Annotated in this window: 15 protein-coding genes; 3 read left to right on the top strand and 12 right to left on the bottom strand. The window is 69.0% G+C overall.

Translation table 11 applies throughout. The features are described from left to right. The first annotated feature begins 31 nt into the window (after window positions 1-31). The gene (locus ACO2RJ_RS02840; RefSeq protein ID WP_423266493.1) at window positions 32-1,360 is read left to right on the top strand and encodes an LLM class flavin-dependent oxidoreductase; all 1,329 of its coding nucleotides are present in this window, start codon (window positions 32-34) and stop codon (window positions 1,358-1,360) included. Next, a complete protein-coding gene (locus ACO2RJ_RS02835; protein WP_423266492.1) occupies window positions 1,357-1,869 on the top strand; it encodes a flavin reductase family protein in 513 nt (170 codons plus the stop codon). The genes ACO2RJ_RS02840 and ACO2RJ_RS02835 overlap by 4 nt, the downstream gene beginning before the upstream one ends. Before the next feature lie 16 nt (window positions 1,870-1,885). On the opposite strand, the gene ACO2RJ_RS02830 is transcribed toward ACO2RJ_RS02835, so the two are convergent. The 10 genes from ACO2RJ_RS02830 to ACO2RJ_RS02785 form a co-directional block, all read right to left on the bottom strand. Then, on the bottom strand, window positions 1,886-3,316 hold the full coding sequence (locus ACO2RJ_RS02830) for a class I adenylate-forming enzyme family protein (protein WP_423266491.1): 1,431 nt from the start codon (window positions 3,314-3,316) through the stop codon (window positions 1,886-1,888). After that, on the bottom strand, window positions 3,313-4,164 hold the full coding sequence (locus tag ACO2RJ_RS02825; RefSeq protein WP_423266490.1) for an enoyl-CoA hydratase/isomerase family protein: 852 nt from the start codon (window positions 4,162-4,164) through the stop codon (window positions 3,313-3,315). Before ACO2RJ_RS02825 ends, ACO2RJ_RS02830 begins: the two co-directional genes overlap by 4 nt. A gap of 96 nt (window positions 4,165-4,260) precedes the next feature. Further along, window positions 4,261-5,229, bottom strand: a complete 969-nt coding sequence (locus tag ACO2RJ_RS02820; protein ID WP_423266489.1) for a TRAP transporter substrate-binding protein — start codon at window positions 5,227-5,229, stop codon at window positions 4,261-4,263. Window positions 5,230-5,323: 94 nt separating this feature from the next. Beyond that, window positions 5,324-6,472, bottom strand: a complete 1,149-nt coding sequence (locus tag ACO2RJ_RS02815) for a mandelate racemase/muconate lactonizing enzyme family protein (RefSeq protein WP_423266488.1) — start codon at window positions 6,470-6,472, stop codon at window positions 5,324-5,326. Between the two features lie 28 nt (window positions 6,473-6,500). Continuing rightward, window positions 6,501-7,787 (bottom strand): TRAP transporter large permease, encoded by a 1,287-nt coding sequence (locus tag ACO2RJ_RS02810; protein WP_423266487.1) that lies wholly within the window; start codon window positions 7,785-7,787, stop codon window positions 6,501-6,503. Then, complete coding sequence (locus tag ACO2RJ_RS02805) at window positions 7,784-8,344, bottom strand: TRAP transporter small permease (protein WP_423266486.1); 561 nt, start codon at window positions 8,342-8,344, stop codon at window positions 7,784-7,786. The genes ACO2RJ_RS02810 and ACO2RJ_RS02805 overlap by 4 nt, the downstream gene beginning before the upstream one ends. Beyond that, window positions 8,341-9,171 (bottom strand): alpha/beta fold hydrolase, encoded by an 831-nt coding sequence (locus ACO2RJ_RS02800; protein ID WP_423266485.1) that lies wholly within the window; start codon window positions 9,169-9,171, stop codon window positions 8,341-8,343. Before ACO2RJ_RS02800 ends, ACO2RJ_RS02805 begins: the two co-directional genes overlap by 4 nt. Beyond that, entirely contained in the window at window positions 9,168-10,238 is a 1,071-nt protein-coding gene (locus ACO2RJ_RS02795) for an ABC transporter substrate-binding protein (RefSeq protein ID WP_423266484.1), read from the bottom strand. The genes ACO2RJ_RS02800 and ACO2RJ_RS02795 overlap by 4 nt, the downstream gene beginning before the upstream one ends. 18 nt (window positions 10,239-10,256) lie before the next feature. Further along, window positions 10,257-11,078: an ABC transporter permease gene (locus ACO2RJ_RS02790; protein WP_423266483.1), complete on the bottom strand. Its 822-nt coding sequence runs from the start codon at window positions 11,076-11,078 to the stop codon at window positions 10,257-10,259. Between the two features lie 20 nt (window positions 11,079-11,098). After that, window positions 11,099-11,881, bottom strand: a complete 783-nt coding sequence (locus tag ACO2RJ_RS02785; RefSeq protein WP_423266482.1) for an ABC transporter ATP-binding protein — start codon at window positions 11,879-11,881, stop codon at window positions 11,099-11,101. Window positions 11,882-12,164: 283 nt separating this feature from the next. On the opposite strand from ACO2RJ_RS02785, the gene ACO2RJ_RS02780 reads away from it, so the two are divergent. Then, window positions 12,165-12,881, top strand: a complete 717-nt coding sequence (locus tag ACO2RJ_RS02780; RefSeq protein ID WP_423266481.1) for a GntR family transcriptional regulator — start codon at window positions 12,165-12,167, stop codon at window positions 12,879-12,881. Between the two features lie 58 nt (window positions 12,882-12,939). Here the strand turns inward: ACO2RJ_RS02780 and ACO2RJ_RS02775 are convergent, their stop codons facing one another. Both ACO2RJ_RS02775 and ACO2RJ_RS02770 read right to left on the bottom strand, forming a co-directional pair. After that, window positions 12,940-14,697 (bottom strand): response regulator, encoded by a 1,758-nt coding sequence (locus ACO2RJ_RS02775; protein ID WP_423266480.1) that lies wholly within the window; start codon window positions 14,695-14,697, stop codon window positions 12,940-12,942. Then, the gene (locus ACO2RJ_RS02770; RefSeq protein ID WP_423266479.1) at window positions 14,684-16,189 is read right to left on the bottom strand and encodes an ATPase domain-containing protein; all 1,506 of its coding nucleotides are present in this window, start codon (window positions 16,187-16,189) and stop codon (window positions 14,684-14,686) included. The genes ACO2RJ_RS02775 and ACO2RJ_RS02770 overlap by 14 nt, the downstream gene beginning before the upstream one ends. Between the last annotated feature and the right edge of the window lie 473 nt (window positions 16,190-16,662).

Here is a 16,662-nt window from a genome sequence, read left to right as displayed (position 1 = left end):
GCGCGCCGAAAGCGGCCCGCGAAGGACAGACATGACCCAGCCGAAACAGATTCACTTCTGCGGCTTCCTCGTCGCCGGGCCGGTGGCGCACAGCCATGCGATCTGGCGCAACCCGGCGCATGAGACGCCGTTTCTCAGCCTCGCGCACTACGCCGGCATCGCGCGGACGCTCGAGCGCGGACTGTTCGACTTCGTGTTCTTCGCCGACCGGCTCGCGATCGCCGACCGCTACGGCGACAGCCACGAGATGGGCATCCGGCTCGGCGACCAGGACGCCACCCGCATGGATCCGCTGCCGATCCTCGGCGCCATGGCGGCCGTCACCACCCGGCTGGGCCTGGGCGCGACCCGCTCCACGACCTATGACGCGCCGTTCAACATCGCCCGCGAGTTCGCGACGCTCGACCACCTCTCCGCCGGCCGCGCGGCCTGGAACGTCGTCACCTCCATGAACGACGGCGAGGCGCTCAATTTCGGCGACGTGCCCCATCTCAGCCATGACGAGCGCTACGACCGGGCCGACGAGTTCATGGAGGTCGCCTTCAAGCTCTGGGACAGCTGGGACGAGGACGCGCTGGTGCTCGACCGGGCGGGCGGCGTCTACGCCGACCCGAGCAAGGTGCGTTACGCCAACCATCGGGGAAAGTGGTTCCAGGCGCGCGGCCCCTTGAACATTCCGCGCAGCCCCCAGGGCCGTCCCGTCATCATCCAGGCCGGCTCCTCCGGCCGCGGCAAGGCCTTCGCGGCCCGCTGGTCGGAGGTGATCTTCGCGCTGCAGCCGAACATGACGCGGATGCAGGCCTTCGCGAAGGACGTCCGCTCGGCGCTCGAGGCCGCCGGCCGCGCGCCCGACGCCGCGAAGGTGCTGATGGCGGTCATGCCCTTCATCGGCGAGACGCGGGCCGAGGCCGAAGCCAAGCGCGACCTGCACGACAGCCTGATCGACCCGCGCGTCGGCCTCTCGACGCTCGCAGCTCACGCCAACGCCGATTTCGGCGCGCTGCCGCTCGACGCCACGATCGACGAGATCGCCGACACCGGCAGCCAGGGCAACATGGCGGCGCTGCGCTCGATCGCCGGCGACGGCTCCATGACCATCGCGGAGGCCGGCAAGATCTACGGCCGCGGCGTGATGTGCCCGCGTCTGGTCGGAACCGCCGAGGACGTCGCCGACGAGCTGATCGCGATCGTCGACAGCGGCGCGGCCGACGGCTTCGTCGTGTCCCCGGCCTTCCTGCCAGACACGTTCGAGGACTTCGTCGACAAGGTCATGCCGATCCTTCAGGCGCGCGGACGGGCGCGGACAGCCTATGCCGACGGCTCGCTGCGCGACCGCCTTCGCGCGGGGGGCGCGGCGTGAGCGCGGTCGTGGCGGCCCGGCGCGATCCGCTCCCCAACGCGACGGCGGCCGATTTCAAGGCGGCGATGCGCCGGCTCGCCGGCGGCGTGACCGTCATCACCAGCCGGCACGGAACGTCCGCGAACGGCATGACGGCGACCGCGGTCTGCAGCGTGAGCGCGGATCCTCCGCTGGTGCTCGTCGTGGTGAACCGGAGCAGCGCGTCGCACCCGCTCATCGCCAAGGGCGGCGCCTTCGCGATCAACGTCCTCGCCGAAGACCAGACGGAGCTTGCCCGTTACTTCGCCGGCGGCGACGCCAAGACGTTCGACGGCGCGCCGCACGACATTGGTCCGACCGGCTGCCCTCTGCTCTCGGGCTGCGTCGCGTGGTTCGAATGCGTGCTGGAGAACGCGCATGACGCGGGAAGCCACACCATCTTCGTCGGCAGGGCGATTCAGGCGTCGTCCGAGGAGCGCAGGCCCCTCGCCTATCACGACGCGGCGTTCCACGCGCTGCGGCCGCTCTGAAGCGCCCGAGTTCGGCTCAGGGCGCGGTCTCCAGCGCCTCCGCGCGTTCGCGAAGGGCGATGTCGCGGAGCGCGGCGCGGCTCGCCTTGCCCGTCGATCCGAGCGGAAGCGCGTCGACGATCGAGAGGAAATCGGGAACCTTGTAGCGCTCCAGCCGCTCGCCGAGCCAGGCCCGCAGCTCCGGCACGCCGACCGAGGCTTCAGGCTTCAGCACCGCGACGGCGTAGATCCGCTCGCCGAACTGCGCGTCCGGCGTCCCTGCGCAGAGGGCTGCGGCGACGTCGGGATGGGCGTGCAGAGCGGTCTCGATCTCGGCGGGATAGATCTTGTTGCCCGCGCGCGAGATCACCTCCTTGATGCGCCCGATGAGGGCGAGCCGTCGGTCGGCCCCCTCGACCGCGAGGTCGCCGGTCCGGAAATGCCCGTCTGAGAACGACCGCGCGGTCAGCTCGGGATCGCCGAGATAGCCGGCCATGCCGTGTTCGGTGCGGATCTGGAGCTCGCCGGGCGCGCCGGCCGGCGCCGGCGATCCGTCGTCTTGCACGATGCGGTAGCTGACGCCGGCGGTCGGACGGCCGATCCAGGCGCCGGCAGGAAAATCGGCGGTCGAGATCGAGCAGAAGTCGGCGGCGCCGGTCTCGGTCAGGCCGTACATGTCGAAGATCGACGCGTCCGGCCAGAGCGCGAGCGTCGCCTCCGAGAGCGGCCCGCCGAGCGGCTCGCCGCCGCTGATGATCGTCCTGAGGCGCTCGAAGGGCCGAGGCCCCTGTGCGAGAGCCCGCAGCGTCGACGGCACCGCCCCGAGCGCCGTCACGCCTGAGATCGGCGTCGAAGCGCAGACCGCCGGCGCGAGCTTCGACATGAGGACCACGCTGCCGCCTGCCCGCAGCGCCAGGAACGTGACCCACTGGCCGAAGATGAAGGTCAGCTGCAGTGGAACCGCCGTGAGGTCGTCGCGGGTCAGCCGGATCACCCGGTCGAGCGCCTCGAGCTTCCCGACGAAGCCCTGGTGACGAATGATCACGCCCTTCGGCGCGCCCGTGGTGCCGGAGGTGAACACGATGACGGCGGCCCCGGCGAGCTCGGCCCGCTGCGCCGGCGCGGGCCGATCCTCGAAGCTGGCCGCCGCTCCGTCGAGAACGACACGGGCGCCGAGGGCGACGCGCACCGCCCGCCATGTCGTGGTCGAGGCCGAGGCGTGGACGGGCGCGGCGACGCCGCCCGCCATCCAGACGCCGAGCATGTTGGCGAGATCGGCTGCGCGCGCGCCGATCACGACGAAGACCGGCTCGTCCGGCCGGAGATCCTGCGCCTTCAGACTCCGCGCGACGTCGGCGGCCATGTCGAGCAGGCGCGCCGCCGGGACGCGCCCGCCGGCCGCGTCGAAGACATAGCCCGAGCTGGGCGCCAGTCGTTCCTCGAGCAGGCGGCCGAGCGCGCCCGTCATCGCCCGGGATCCTCGAAGCGGGCGTCGCGCCATGCGAGAGCAGCCTTCAGGCCGTGCTCGCGGGCGACGTCCATGAAGCGCCTCTTGTCGTCGGATCCCTGGCCCTCGATGCCAAGATCGATGTCGAGGGCGGCTTCGAGCGCCTCCAGCATGCCGCGCGCCTCGATCTGACGGTTGAGGGCCCGCTTGGTTTCGCGCACGACCATCGGATCGACGACCGCGATCCGGCGCGCGAGCGCCATCGCGGCGGCGTCGAGGTCTTCGGCCCGCACGACCCGGTTGACCATGCCGATCTCGCGAGCGCGCTGCGCGGAGATCCGATCCTCGCCCGTCAGGATGATCTCCTTGGCGATCTTCGGGCCGACGATCCACGGCAGCAGCATCACCACGATTCCCGCCCCGAACTTGAGCTCCGGCTCGCCGAAATAGGCGTCCTCCGAGGCGATCGTCATGTCGCAGGCGAGCGCGAGCTCGCAGGCGCCGGCCATGCAGGCGCCGCGCACGGCCGCGATCGTCGGCTTCGGGCAGCGCCAGAAGCGCATCGGCACGTCGAAATCCTTGCGCAGGATCGGCCGCCACTCCGCGACGCCGGTCGGGCGGCGCTCCATCTGGTCCTTGAGGTCGAAACCCGAGGAGAACGCGGCGCCTGCGCCCCGCACCACGACCACGCGCGCCGCGTCGTCCGCTTCGACCGCGTCCATCGCAGCCGCGAGCTCGTCGAGCATTTCAGCGCTGATGGCGTTGGCGCGCTCCGGCCGGTTCAGCGTGATCCGCGCGACGGCGTCGAGCCTTTCAAGGGTGATCGTCCGGTACGTCATCGCGATCCACCGCATTTCGGCGCCGGTCATAAGAAGTTCGCCGTCCACACGGGGCGAGCGCGTGGACGGCGCCCCTGTCGCACGCCGCCGGCCGAAGCCCGCGCCGGCGACAAGCTCTCCGCGCCGTCAGTCGACGGCGCGTATGGCGTCCAGGCGCTCCTGGCCGAAACGCTTGGCGAAGGCGACGTAAGCCGGCGCCAGCTTCTCGACGAAGGGCTTGGGGTCGATCGTGTCGTCGATCTGCATGCCGGCCTCCTTCAGCTTGGCGAGGCCGGTGCGTTCATATTCGTCGACTGCGGCGCGCTGGGCCGCGACGGCCTTCTCGACGCCCTTCGCGACGATCGCCTTGTCCGCGTCGCTGAGCTTCGCCCACGCCGTCGGCGACATCATGATCACGGTCGGCGCGAAGACGTGCCGGGTGAGCGAGCCATATTTCTGGACCTGAAAGAACTTCGCCGACACGACGTTCGAGATCGGATTGTCCTGGCCGTCGACGACGCCCTGCTGGAGCGCGGCGAACAGTTCCGGCCAGGCGATCGGGGTCGGGCGGGCGCCGAGCTCCTTGAAGGCTGCGATGTGGATCTCGTTCTCCATCACGCGCACCGTCATGCCGTTGAGGTCGGCCGGCGTCGCCACGGGATGCTTGTTGTTCGTCAGCATCTTGAAGCCGTTCTCGCCATAGCCCAGCCCGACGAGGTCCTTGTCGGCGAACTTGGCGAGGATCTCCTTGCCGATCGCCCCGTCGAGCACGTCGCGGGCCTGCTTGGTGTCGCGGAACAGGAAGGGCACGTCGTAGATCAGGACGTCGGGCACGAAGTTGCCGACGACCGACGTGCCGGTCATCGCCATGTCGACGGCGCCGAGTTGCAGGCTCTCGACGATCTCGCGCTCGCCGCCCAGCGCGCCGGCCGGAAAGATGTCGATCTTGATGCGGCCGCCGGATTCCGCCTCGACGGAGTCCTTGAAGGCGGTCGCGGCGGTCCCGAAGTGGCTGCTCATCGGGTTGACGAAGGCGTATTTCAGGGTCGTGGTCTGGGCCGCGGCGGGGGCCGCGAACGCCAGCAGGGCCGCTGCTGCGATGTGAAGGGCTCTCATCTGCGATCTCCGAAGTCGGCGAAGGAGGGTCTTGAGACGCGCTTCCCGTGACAGGCCGCGGAGTTGCTCCCCGCTGGCCGCGTGTTGGTTGAGTTCAGGCGACGCGAAACCGCTCCACGATCGCCATGTCCGGTTCGAAGCCGAGCCCTGCGCCTCGCGGCACCGCGAGCCTGCCGCCGCGCGGCAGCGTGGCGCCGGCGTAGAGATCCGCCTCGAAATCGATGTACAGCCGCTCGAGCAGCGGGACCGACCGCTGCGCCGCGTTGATGTGGAGGGTCGCCAGCAGGCCCGGGCCGAAGATCGCGCAGTGCGGCACGAACTCGATCGCGCTCGCCTCGCAGAAGGCGGAGATCTTGAGCAGCTCGGTGACGCCGCCGGTCTTGGCGACGTCGGGCTGGGCGATGTCGATCGCGCCTGCGTCCGCCATCGCCACGAAGTCGCGCAGCGAGCCGGCGTTTTCCCCGGCGGCGATCCGGTTGTTGCCCGTCGCGCGGACGCGGGCGAGGCCGCGATAGTCGTCCGGCGGGAAGATCGGCTCCTCGAGCCATTTCAGCTTGAGCCCTGCGATCCGGGCGTCCATCGCGAGCGCCTCCGGGACCGACCAGGGGCAGTTGACGTCGAGCATGATTGCGGCCTCGTCGCCGGCCTCCTCGACCGCCGCCGCGATCTCCTCGTATCGGATGTCGTGCAGCTTGACGTAGCGGTAGCCTTCGTCGATCGCGCGCCGCGTGGCCTTGACGACGCCGTCCACGGAGCCGTAGCGCAGCAGGCTGGCGTAGACCTCGACCTCCGGCGCGAACGGGCCGCCGATCAGGTCGACGAGCGGCCGCCGGGCGGCCTTCGCCGCGATGTCCCAGAGCGCGATGTCGACCGCGGAGATCGCGTACATCGTCGGCCCGACGCGGCCGAAGTTCTGCAGGCCGAATTCGAGCTTGTGCTTGATGCGCGAGATCGCGTTGGCCTCCTCGCCGATCACGATCGGAAGGATGCGCGTCTCGATCAGGCTCCTGAGCGAGACATCCTCGGCCCGCGAAAACGCCTCGCCCCAGCCCACGAGGCCGGTGTCGGTCTCGAGCCGGACCAGCATGACGTCGAAGGCGTTCTTCGGGTCGCTCGTGAAGCTCCACACCGGCAGACCGGCGCTGTCGAAGGGCATCGAAACCAGGATGCATTCGGCTTTCGCGATGCGGCCGGCGGCCGATGCGACGCCGAGATCCGCGCGGGTGCGCTGCGCCACGTTCACTCGGGATCTCCGGAGGTGCGGGGCGCTGTCATTTCGCGCCCATCAGGTCGGGAAGGCCGGTGCTGAGCGCCGGGACGAAGGTCAGCAGCGCCAGGACGACGAGCTGGATCGCGAGCATCGGGTAGATCTCGCGGTTGAGATCGGCCATCCGCACCTTGGCGATCATGCCGGTGACCGCGAGCAGGCTCGCGACCGGCGGGGTGATCATGCCGAGGTTCAGATTGACGATGACGACGATCGCGAAATGGGTGGGGTCGATGTTCAGAGCCGCCGCCATCGGCGCGAGGATAGGGGCGACGACCAGCACGCCAGGCAGCGGCTCGATGAAGATTCCGAAGGCGAGCAGAAACACGTTGACCACGAGCAGGAAGGCGATGGGCGACAGGCCGAGCCCCTGGATCCAGCCCGACAGCAACTGCGGGGTCTGCGTGAAGGTCAGCATCCAGGCAAAAGCCGAGGAGACCGCAATGATCAGCAGGATGGCCGCGCTCATGAAGGCGGTCCGGGCGATCAGCTGCGGCAGCATCGCCCAGGTCAGGGTGCGGTAGACCACCATGCCGCAGAACAGCGCGTAGAACACCGCGATGACGGAGGCCTCGGTCGGCGTGAAGGCGCCGCTATGGACGCCGACGACGATGAGCGCCGGCAGCAGCAGCGCCGGGATCGCGCGCCACGTGGCGCGCAGGATCTCCGGGCCGGTCGGGGCGCGGCCTTCGACGCGGAAGTCGCGGCGACGGCTCGCCCACATGTTGTAGCCGATCATCGCGCCCGAGATCATGAGGCCGGGAACCACGCCGGCGACGAACAGGCGCAGCACCGACACGCCCTCGTCCTGCAGCGCATAGAGGATCATGACGATCGAGGGCGGGATGATCGGCCCGACGATCGAGGCCGCGGCGGTGAGCGCCGCCGCATAGGCCGGCGGGTAGCCGGACTTGCGCATCATCCGGATCAGCAGCGCGCCGGGTCCGGCCGCGTCGGCCAGCGCCGAGCCGCTGATGCCGGAGAAGAAGGTGATGGTCAGGATGTTGGTGTAGCCGAGGCCGCCGCGCTTGTGGCCGACGAACATCGAGGCGAAACGCAGAAGGACTTCCGCAAGCGCGCCGCTCGTCATCAGCTCAGCCGCGAGCAGGAAGAACGGGATCGCCATCAGCGGGAAGCTGTCGAGCCCCGCCACCAGCTTCTGGGTCACGATGATCGGATTGAGGCCGGCGCTGACCGCCGCGACCAGCGTCGCGATGCCGAGCGCGAAGGCGATGGGAGCGCCGATCGCCAGAAAGGCCACCAGCCCGCCGAAGAGAACGCCCGCCGTCATGCCGCCGCGGCCTCTTCGGGCTCGAGGTCGTCCGACTGCTCGAACCGTCCATCCCTGACATAGGGCGCGAGGATCATCGCCAGATGCCAGACGCTGAGGCCGAACCCGACGGGAACCGCCATCGCGACATAAGCGAAGGGGATGTGCAGCACGGGGGTCGTCTGACGCCAGGACCGGGCGACGAAGCCGAGGCCGGCATAGGTCATGTAGACGGCGAAGCCGGCGACGAGCGCGACGACGACCGTCCGCAGGATCAGGGGCGCCGGCGGCGGCAGGGCGTGATGGAGGTTGTCGACCGCGACATGGCCGCCGAGCCGCAGCACCGGCCCGACCCCGAGGAAGGTCAGCCACACCATCAAATAGCGGCTGAGCTCCTCCGCCCACAGGATCGCGTCGTCGGTGAGGTAGCGCAGCGCGACGCTGACGAAGACCATGACCGCCATCAGCGCGAGCGCCGCGATCATGAAGGCCCGGTTGACGGCGAGCAGCGCGCCGTCAAACGTCCGGAGCGCATGCCCCAGACGTCCGGGGATCGCCGCCTGCGGCCGAACGCTCATCCGCCCGCCGGGACAGGCGATGCGGCGTGGCGGCGCATGAAGGCCTCCACGAGCGTGGCGAGATAGATCGGCGTCTCCTGCATCGGGCAGTGCCCGCAATTGCGGATGACGACGAGTTCGGCGTTCGGGTGCCAGGCCATGAAGGTCGCCTTCATGTCGTCTTCGAGGAAGCTCTTCTGGTCCCACTCGCCCGCCACCACCAGCAGCGGCGTCTCGGGCCGGGCCGCCGCCATCTCCGCGGAGAAGTCGTCGAGCGTCCACATGTCGAGATATTCGCGGACGGCGGCGTGGTCGCGGGTCGTGCGCGCCAGCATCAGCTTGTGCTCGGACCACTCCTTGGTGAGCCTGTGGTCGGTGATCCGGGCCGCGAGCTCGCGGACCGCGTCGTCGTCGACCAGCGTCTTCTCGAAGAAGGCGCGCCGCTCGGGCTCCATCTTGACCGCCGCGGCCGAGACCGGTCCGACCGCGATCTCGGACTTGATGCGCGCCGGATCGATCAGGACCATCCGCTCCACGACCATGCCGGTCATGGAGAAGCCGATGATGTGGAAGCGCTCCCAGCCGAGATGGTCCGCCACCGCGAACGCGTCGAGCGCGGCCTGCGTCGAGGTGTGGGCGCCCGGGATGTCGATCGAGCGTCCGTAGCCCCTGATGTCCACGAAGGCGTAGGTGAACGCCTCCTTGTCCAGGTAGAGATGCATCGGCTTCCAGCTGGTGCAGTCGGCCAGCCAGTCGTTGAAGACGATCACGCCTTCCGGCCCCGAGCCGACGAGCTCATAGCCCAGCACCACGCGTTCGGCCTCCGCAGCCGTCGACGCGCCGTTCACGGGGTCACCACCTTGATCTTGGCGAGATCGGGAAAATCGCCGGCGGCGATCTCGGCCTGCGCCTTACGGGCCGGTCCCATGTCGAAGTAGGACTTCGCGTCGATCTTCGCGTTCAGCAGCTTGTTGGCGAGCAGGAAGTCCATCACGCCCTGCGTGCTCGCGATATCGCTGTCGGTCAGAGTGAGGTCGACCGTCTTGATGTCGGCGATCGGCTTGGCGAGGTGGCGGTCGAAGTCCGACGCGATTTTCAGGATGTCCGGCGGAAGGCGCGAGGTCTTGCCGAACCATTCATGCGCCTGGTCGATGTTGTTGGACGTCCACCAGGTCGCCATGATCCAGGCCTTGAGGAAGCGGACCGCGCCGGCCTCGCCGTACTTCTCCAGCCATTTGCCGGTGAAGCCCTGCATGCCCATGTTCTCGCCGCGGGGCGCCATCCAGATCGGCTTGGCGAGCTTCTGCTGGATCAGCCGCTCCAGCGTCGGGTCCCAGGTGGTCACCCCGTCGACGAGCTTGCCCTGGATCGCGGAGGTCTGCTCCGCGACGTCCTGGTTGACCAGCGTCATGTCCTGGAAGGGCTTCTCGACGCCGGCTGCGATGATCGCCTTCATGGCGCGCGGGAACGTCGTCGTGCCGAACGGCGCCGAGAGCGTCTTGCCGCGGAGATCGGCGAGGCCGCCCTCGAAGTCCGGCCGTACGAGAATCCCGAAACGGGCGTCATGCGTGAACTGCAGCACCTTCGAGCCGGGCAACCGCGCCATCGCGCGCAGCACCGGAGCGTCGGCCGCGAACACGTTGTCGATGTCGCCGGCCACCGCCGCCTCGGCGAGCGGACCGCCGAAGGTGAAGGTCCGGAACTCGGCCTCGATGCCGTTAAGCTCGAGGATGTTGGTGTGGCGCAGCGTCTCGGCGATCTCGCCGCCCGCGGCGTAGAGCGACTGATAGCCGATCCGCACCTTGATGGGCTCGTCGGCGGCGGCCGCCGGAAGGCTCAGGCCAAGGCCCGCCGCAAGCCCGAGGGCTGCGCCGAGCAGCGACCGTCTCGTCCCGTAAGTCGTCGTCCAGGCCATGCGCTTGGCTCCTTCACGTCAGCGGGGCTGAGCCCACGGGATTAACTTGCGTTCGACCCAGAGCATCGCGGCGTTCATGGCGAAGCCGACCACGCCGATGACGAGCATTCCGGCCATCACCTTCTCGGTCTCGATCATCGTGCGGGCGAGCTGGATCATGTAGCCGAGGCCCGACGTCGCAGCGATCAGCTCCGCCGCGATGACGCAGGTCCAGCCGACGCCGAGGCCGACCCGCAAGCCGGCGACGATGTACGGCAGCGAGGACGGGAACAGCACCTGGCGGACGAACAGCCAGCGCCCCGCGCCGAAGCTCTGGGCCACGCGGACATGGATCTCGGCGACCGATCGGGCGCCGAGATAGGTGTTGGTGAAGATCGGAAAGAACGAGCCGAGGAAGATGATGAACCAGGCCGACTTGTCGCCGAGTCCGAACCACAGGATCGCGAGCGGGATCCAGGCGAGCACCGAGATCGGCCGGATCAGCTCGATCAGCGGATTGACGTAGGCTGCGGCGCGCGTCCAGACGCCGAAGGCGAGGCCGAGCGTGATGGCGGCGGCGGCGGCGAGCGAGAAGCCCACGGTGACGCGCAGCACGCTTGCCCAGACGTCGCGCCACAGCAGACCGGCGTCCGACATGTCAACGAGCGCGGCGAGGATCGAGGACGGCGCCGGCGCCATCGCGCCGTCGATCCATCCCGCCCGCACGCCGAACTCCCAGACGAGCAGAAGGACCGGAATCAGCACGTAATGGCGGAGACCCGCCAGCGCCGGCAGGAGGTCCGGCCTCCAGCGCGCCGCGGCCGCGGTCGGCGCCGGCATGGCGTGAGCCGCCTTGTCCATGACCTTGTCCCCCGCCTCCTTCAAGCCGCGGCCAGGGAGACTTCGGCGCGCAGATGCGCCGAAAGCTCGTCCTTGATCGCGAGGAAACGCGGGTCGTGAGTCCTGACCGCCGGGTCGCGCGGACGCGGGATGTCGACGTCGAGCACGGCCTTCACCCGGCCCGGGCGCGCCGTCATGACCATCACGCGGTCGCCGAGGAAGATCGCCTCGTCGACATTGTGGGTGATCAGCACGAAGGTCTGGCGGGTCACGCCCCAGATCCTGAGGATCTCCTCCTGCAGGACGTCGCGGGTGAGCGAGTCGAGCGCGGCGAACGGCTCGTCCATCAGCACGACGGCGGGTTCCGGAGCGAGCGCCCGGGCGATGCTGACGCGCTGCTTCATGCCGCCCGAGATCTCGTGCGGATAGCGGTCTTCGAATCCGTTCAGCCGCACGAGATTGATGAAGTGGCGGACGATCTCGCCGCGCCGTCGCGCGTTCAGCCCCTTCGCCCTCAGGCCGAACTCGACGTTTTGCGCGACGGTCATCCAAGGGTACAGGCCGTATTCTTGGAAGATCACGATGCGGTCCGGGCCCGGGCCCGAGATGGCGCGACCGTCGATCAGCGCCTGCCCCCGGGAGGGACGCTCGAAGCCGGCGATGGTGTGCAGCAACGTGGTCTTGCCGCAGCCGGACGGGCCGATGATGCAGAGAAACTGTCCCGTCGGAATCTCGATGGACACGTCGTCGAGCGCGAGAACCCGGGACGCCGGATCGGCGCCGCCGAAGAATTTCGCCACCCTGGAGACGCTGATGTCGCCCACCGCACGGCCACCTTTCCCGATGATTGTCGACAATCAGACGATCTCAGGGTGGGCGGACGGTCAAGCTCAAATCAGCGTCAGTGACGGCCTAATGCCGCGCCATTTGCGTTCAAAATCCAGACGTTCCAGACTGCACGGGATCAGATAAGCGTGGCCGATTCCTTTCCTGCGACTAACGCCGAGCGGCATGTGCGCCGTTGATTGTCGACAATATCCGGCGATGTCGTGTAGGCAGCTGGTGCGTGTCGCTCAGCGCGGCGGCCTTGATAGTGGCGATGGCTAAATGACGGGAATATCGGCGCTCGAGCCGCCCAAACGGCAGAGCCTGGACCGCGCGGCGGCGGAAAGCCTGCGCCGCGCGATCGTGAGCGGCGCGCTCGAGCAGGGAACGCGCCTCACCGAAGCGAGCCTCGCCGAGCAGTTCTCGCTGTCGCGGGGCACGGTGCGGTCCGCGCTGCAGCGGCTGGCCTCCGAGGGACTGATCGTCCAGCGCCCCTACAGCGGGTGGGACGTCGTCGCGCTGAGCGCGAAGGACGCCTGGGAGATTTCGACCTTGCGCGCGAGCCTCGAGGCGCTCGCGGCGCAGCTCGCCGCCGAACGCATGGACGATTCCGGCCGCGCCGCCATCGGGCACGCTTTCGCCGCCCTGAAGGCCGCGGCCGACGACGAGCGCGTCGAGGACCTCATCGGCGCCGATCTGGCGCTGCACCGCACGCTCGTGCAGCTCTCCGGCAACACGCGGCTGACGGAGCACTACGATCTGATCGCCAATCAGATCCGGCTCTACATCGCCTCGTCGAACATGGTCATCGAGCAGATGGCGACCGTCGTCGGGCGTCACGCCGAGCTCATCGCCCCCCTTCTGGCGGGCGATGCGGCCGCGGCCGAGGCGGCGGCGCGCGCGCACAGCATGCGGAGCAGCCGGGAGATCCTGGCCTACTGGAACGACGCGCGAACGGCCGAAGAGGCGCCGGCGGGCAAGGCCCGGAGGGGCGCGTAGCCGGCTCAATGAATGGCGGGCGCTCCCGATCCGACGCGCCAAGAGCGCCTCTCTTCGCTCAGGCGAGAGTCGTGTTTGGTCCGGAAGCCGTCTGGCCTTGCACGTCGCGCAATATGTCGCGGACCTTCTCCGCCACCAGTTCGAGCGTGAAGGGCTTGGTGATCAGGGACATGTTCGGCCCGAGGAAGCCTGGCCTGAGCGCTGCGTTCTCCGCGTAGCCCGTCACGAACAGGATCGGAAGCTCGGGCCGCCTGCGTCTCGCCTCTTCGGCGAGCTGACGTCCGTTCATGCCGGGAAGGCCGACGTCGGACACCATCAGGTCGAACGGGGTTCCGCGTGACAGGAGGCGCAGGGCCGAGGGACCGTCAGGGGCCTCCTCGGTCTGGTAGCCGAGCTCGCCCAGGGCCTCGCGGAGCACCTGCCGCACGGCGTGTTCGTCGTCGACGATCAGCACGCGCTCGCCGCCGCCATGCGGGACGGTTTCGACCGGCGGGCGGGGGTGAGGCTCCGGCGAGACGGGGACGTCCGCCGCGGGCAAATAGAGGCTGACCGTCGCGCCTTCGCCGAGCCGGCTCGAGATCCTCACCTGCCCGCCGCTCTGCTTGGCGAATCCGTAGACCATCGACAGGCCGAGTCCCGTGCCCTGCCCGATCGGCTTCGTCGTGAAAAACGGGTCGAACGCCTTGCGGACGGTCTCCGCCGACATCCCGAGCCCGGTGTCCACGATCGATATGACGACGTAGCGGCCCTCCGGAAGCTCCCCTTTGACGGCCTTGCCGCCGCGCGTCTCCGCGGCCTCGGTCCTGATCGTCAGGGCGCCGCCGTCCGGCATCGCGTCGCGGGCGTTGATGGCCAGGTTGAGGATCGCGCTCTCGAGCTGGTTGGCGTCGGCGATCGCGGGAGCGACGGTGGGCGACAGCTCGAGCCTTAGCTCGATGTTCTCGCCCATCGTGCGGATCAGCAGATCTTCGAGCGAGGTCACCAGCGCGTTGACGTCGATCGCGCGGGGATCGAGCGACTGGCGGCGCGAGAAGGCGAGCAGCCGCTGAGTCAGATTGGCGGCCCGCTGCGCCGACGTCGCCGCAGCCTCCATGAAGCGGTCGAGGTCGTCGAGCTTCCCCGACGCGATCCGACGGTTGATGATGTCGAGCGACCCCATGACGCCGGTCAGCATGTTGTTGAAATCGTGGGCGATGCCGCCGGTGAGCTGCCCGACCGCCTCCATCTTGTGAGCCTGCCGCAGCTGCTCTTCGGCCCGTTCGCGCTCCGCGATCTCCGCTCGAAGACGCTCCAGCGTCTCCTCGAGGTCCTTGGTTCTCTCCTTCACCAGCAGGTCGAGATCGTCGGCCGCTCGCCTCTGGGCCGCGATGCTGTCCCGGATCTCATACTGCTTGGCCCGCGCGCGCAGCGCGGAAGCGACCGCGCTGACCAGCGGAACGGCGCCGAGCGGGCGCTCGAGGACCGTGACGTTGGTCGCGCTCGCCGGCAGATGGACGCGCGCCCGCTCCTGGGGCCAGGTCACCGATCCTGACCGCGGCGCGGCGAGAAGCAGAACCGGCAGATCCGACCAGGCCTCCTGCGCCTCGAGCGCCGCGGCCAGGCGCTGCGTGCGCGCGCCTGCCGTCAGCGCCTCTTCGGTCAGAAGCAGGGCGCCCACCCGGTCGTCGAAGCGCGTTCCGAGCTCCGACAGGTCCCTGAGGACTTCGGCGACGTAGCCGGCCTTCCGCAGCAAGGCGGCCGCGGTTTCGGCGTCGGAGCCGAACGGCGCGCAGATCAGTACGCGTATGTCGTCGGGCGCGTCCTCAGCGTCCGGCACCGCGGTCCTCCATCAGAGGCGCGCGGGGGCCGACATATTGCGGCGTGCCGGTCAGCACCCCGCGAAATTCCGATAAGGGAGCCCCCACCCGCACGCCGCGGGAGTCGATGCGCAGCTCCCGGATGACGTCCTCGTGCTCGCCGCTTCGGTTCTTCAGGATCGAGATCGCCTTGCGAATGCGCCCTTCCGCTTCGAAGAAGCGGATCAGGATCACGGCGTCCGACACATAGGAGATGTTGATCGTGCCGGTCGTCATGCTGCCGACGAGACCGGACTGCGGATTGATCAGCAACGTCGTCACGCCGCGCTGGTTCAGATAGGACAGCAGCTCATGGACCTGCAGGACGAGCTGCTGCTCCTGCGGCATGGCCGCCATGTAGCCGTTGAGGCTGTCGATCAGCACGAGCCGGGCGCCTTGGGTCTCCACCTCCCGCCGGACCCTCCAGGCGAACTCGCCGGGAGATATCTCCGCCGGATGGATCTGCTGAATGGCCAGCCGGCCGGCCTCGATGTGGCGCGCGAGGTCGAGGCCCATCGCCTTCGAGCGCGAAAGCATCGTTCCGATGCGCTCGTCGAACTCGTAGATCGCGCACCTTTCGCCGCGTTCGCACGCGGCGAATATGTACTGCAGCGAGATCGTCGTCTTGCCGGCGCCGGCGGGTCCGGAGACCAATGTGGTGGTCCCGCGTCGGGGGCCGCCGCCCATGAGCTCGTCGAGCTCCGTGACGCCGCTCTGCACGGGGTCGCCGATAAACGGCTCCTCATGGTCGGACGCGATCAGGCGGGGGTAAATCTCAAGCCCGCCCTTGCGGATGACGAAATCATGATAGCCGCCGATGAAGTCGACGCCGCGGAGCTTCTGCACTTCGAGCCTCCGACGGGCGGCGCCGAACTCCAAAGTGAGCCGCTGCAACGTAATGACGCCATGGCAGAGGCTGTGGAGATGCGCGTCGCGCTGGCCGACCTCCTCGCCGGTCAGATCGTCGACGATGAAGACCGTGACGTCCAGCGGCGCGAAGAACTGCTTCAGCGCGAGCACCTGGCGACGGTAGCGCAGCGGATCCTGCGCAAGCAGACGCATTTCCGAGAGGCTGTCGAACACGACGCGGCGCGGCTTGATACGCTGGACTTGATCCTTGATCAGCTTGATCGTGCCGCCGAGCTCGTTCTCCCAGGGGTGGAGGATGGACTGCTGGCGCTCGGCGCCGAAAGCCTCCTCGGCGGCGGCGAGCTCGAAGATCGAGATCTTGTCGAGCGACCAACCGTGCGCGGCGGCGACGCCCCGCAGCTCCTCGTCGGTCTCCGACAGCGTCACGTAGAGCCCGGGCTCGCCGCGGTCGGCGCCGTCGAGCAGGAACTGCAGGGCCAGCGTCGTCTTGCCGGACCCCGGAGAGCCTTCGAGCAGGTAGAGCCGGTTGGCGACGAGCCCCCCTCGGAGCACCCCGTCGAGACCTTCATTTCCGGAAGAAGTCCGTCCGTCCGTTCCGGCCATTGCAGCACTCCGCATCGTGCAGGCTCGGTACCATCAAATTGCGGCCGCGGGGCAAAAATTGCGTCAGCCAGATACCTTTGATCGGACATCGCAGCGCGGTTCCGGCCCCTGGCGAGCGCTGGCCCACACCCCACGACTGCGGGGCGCGGGACCTCCGCGCACAAGGGTCGGCGGCGCGCCGCAAGGCCCGGCGTGTTGAACGCGGTCTCCCGCGCCGCCGTTCCGCTCAGAGCCCGAGCCGAAGCGGCCACGAACCGGTCCAGTGGCGCGGCCAGGCCGTCCTGCGCCTCGCGCCACGGCTCGTCCCGGAGACGACGAGCCGCATCGAGTACCTGCTGGTCGCGGCCAGGGATGCGGCGGGCACTCTTGCGCCGACTATTCTCCGGGTCGCCGCGGCTGGCGCTTGCGACGTCACCGGAGGCGATCCGACGCCTCGGATGAAGCTGCGAGACCCGTCGCGCGGCGTGGAAGGT

Source organism: Hansschlegelia sp. KR7-227 (assembly GCF_049446035.1).
In the GTDB taxonomy this organism is placed as follows: domain Bacteria; phylum Pseudomonadota; class Alphaproteobacteria; order Rhizobiales; family Methylopilaceae; genus Methylopila.
Note: the sequence above shows the minus strand (reverse complement) of the source record. Positions and strands in the feature narration are given on the sequence as shown.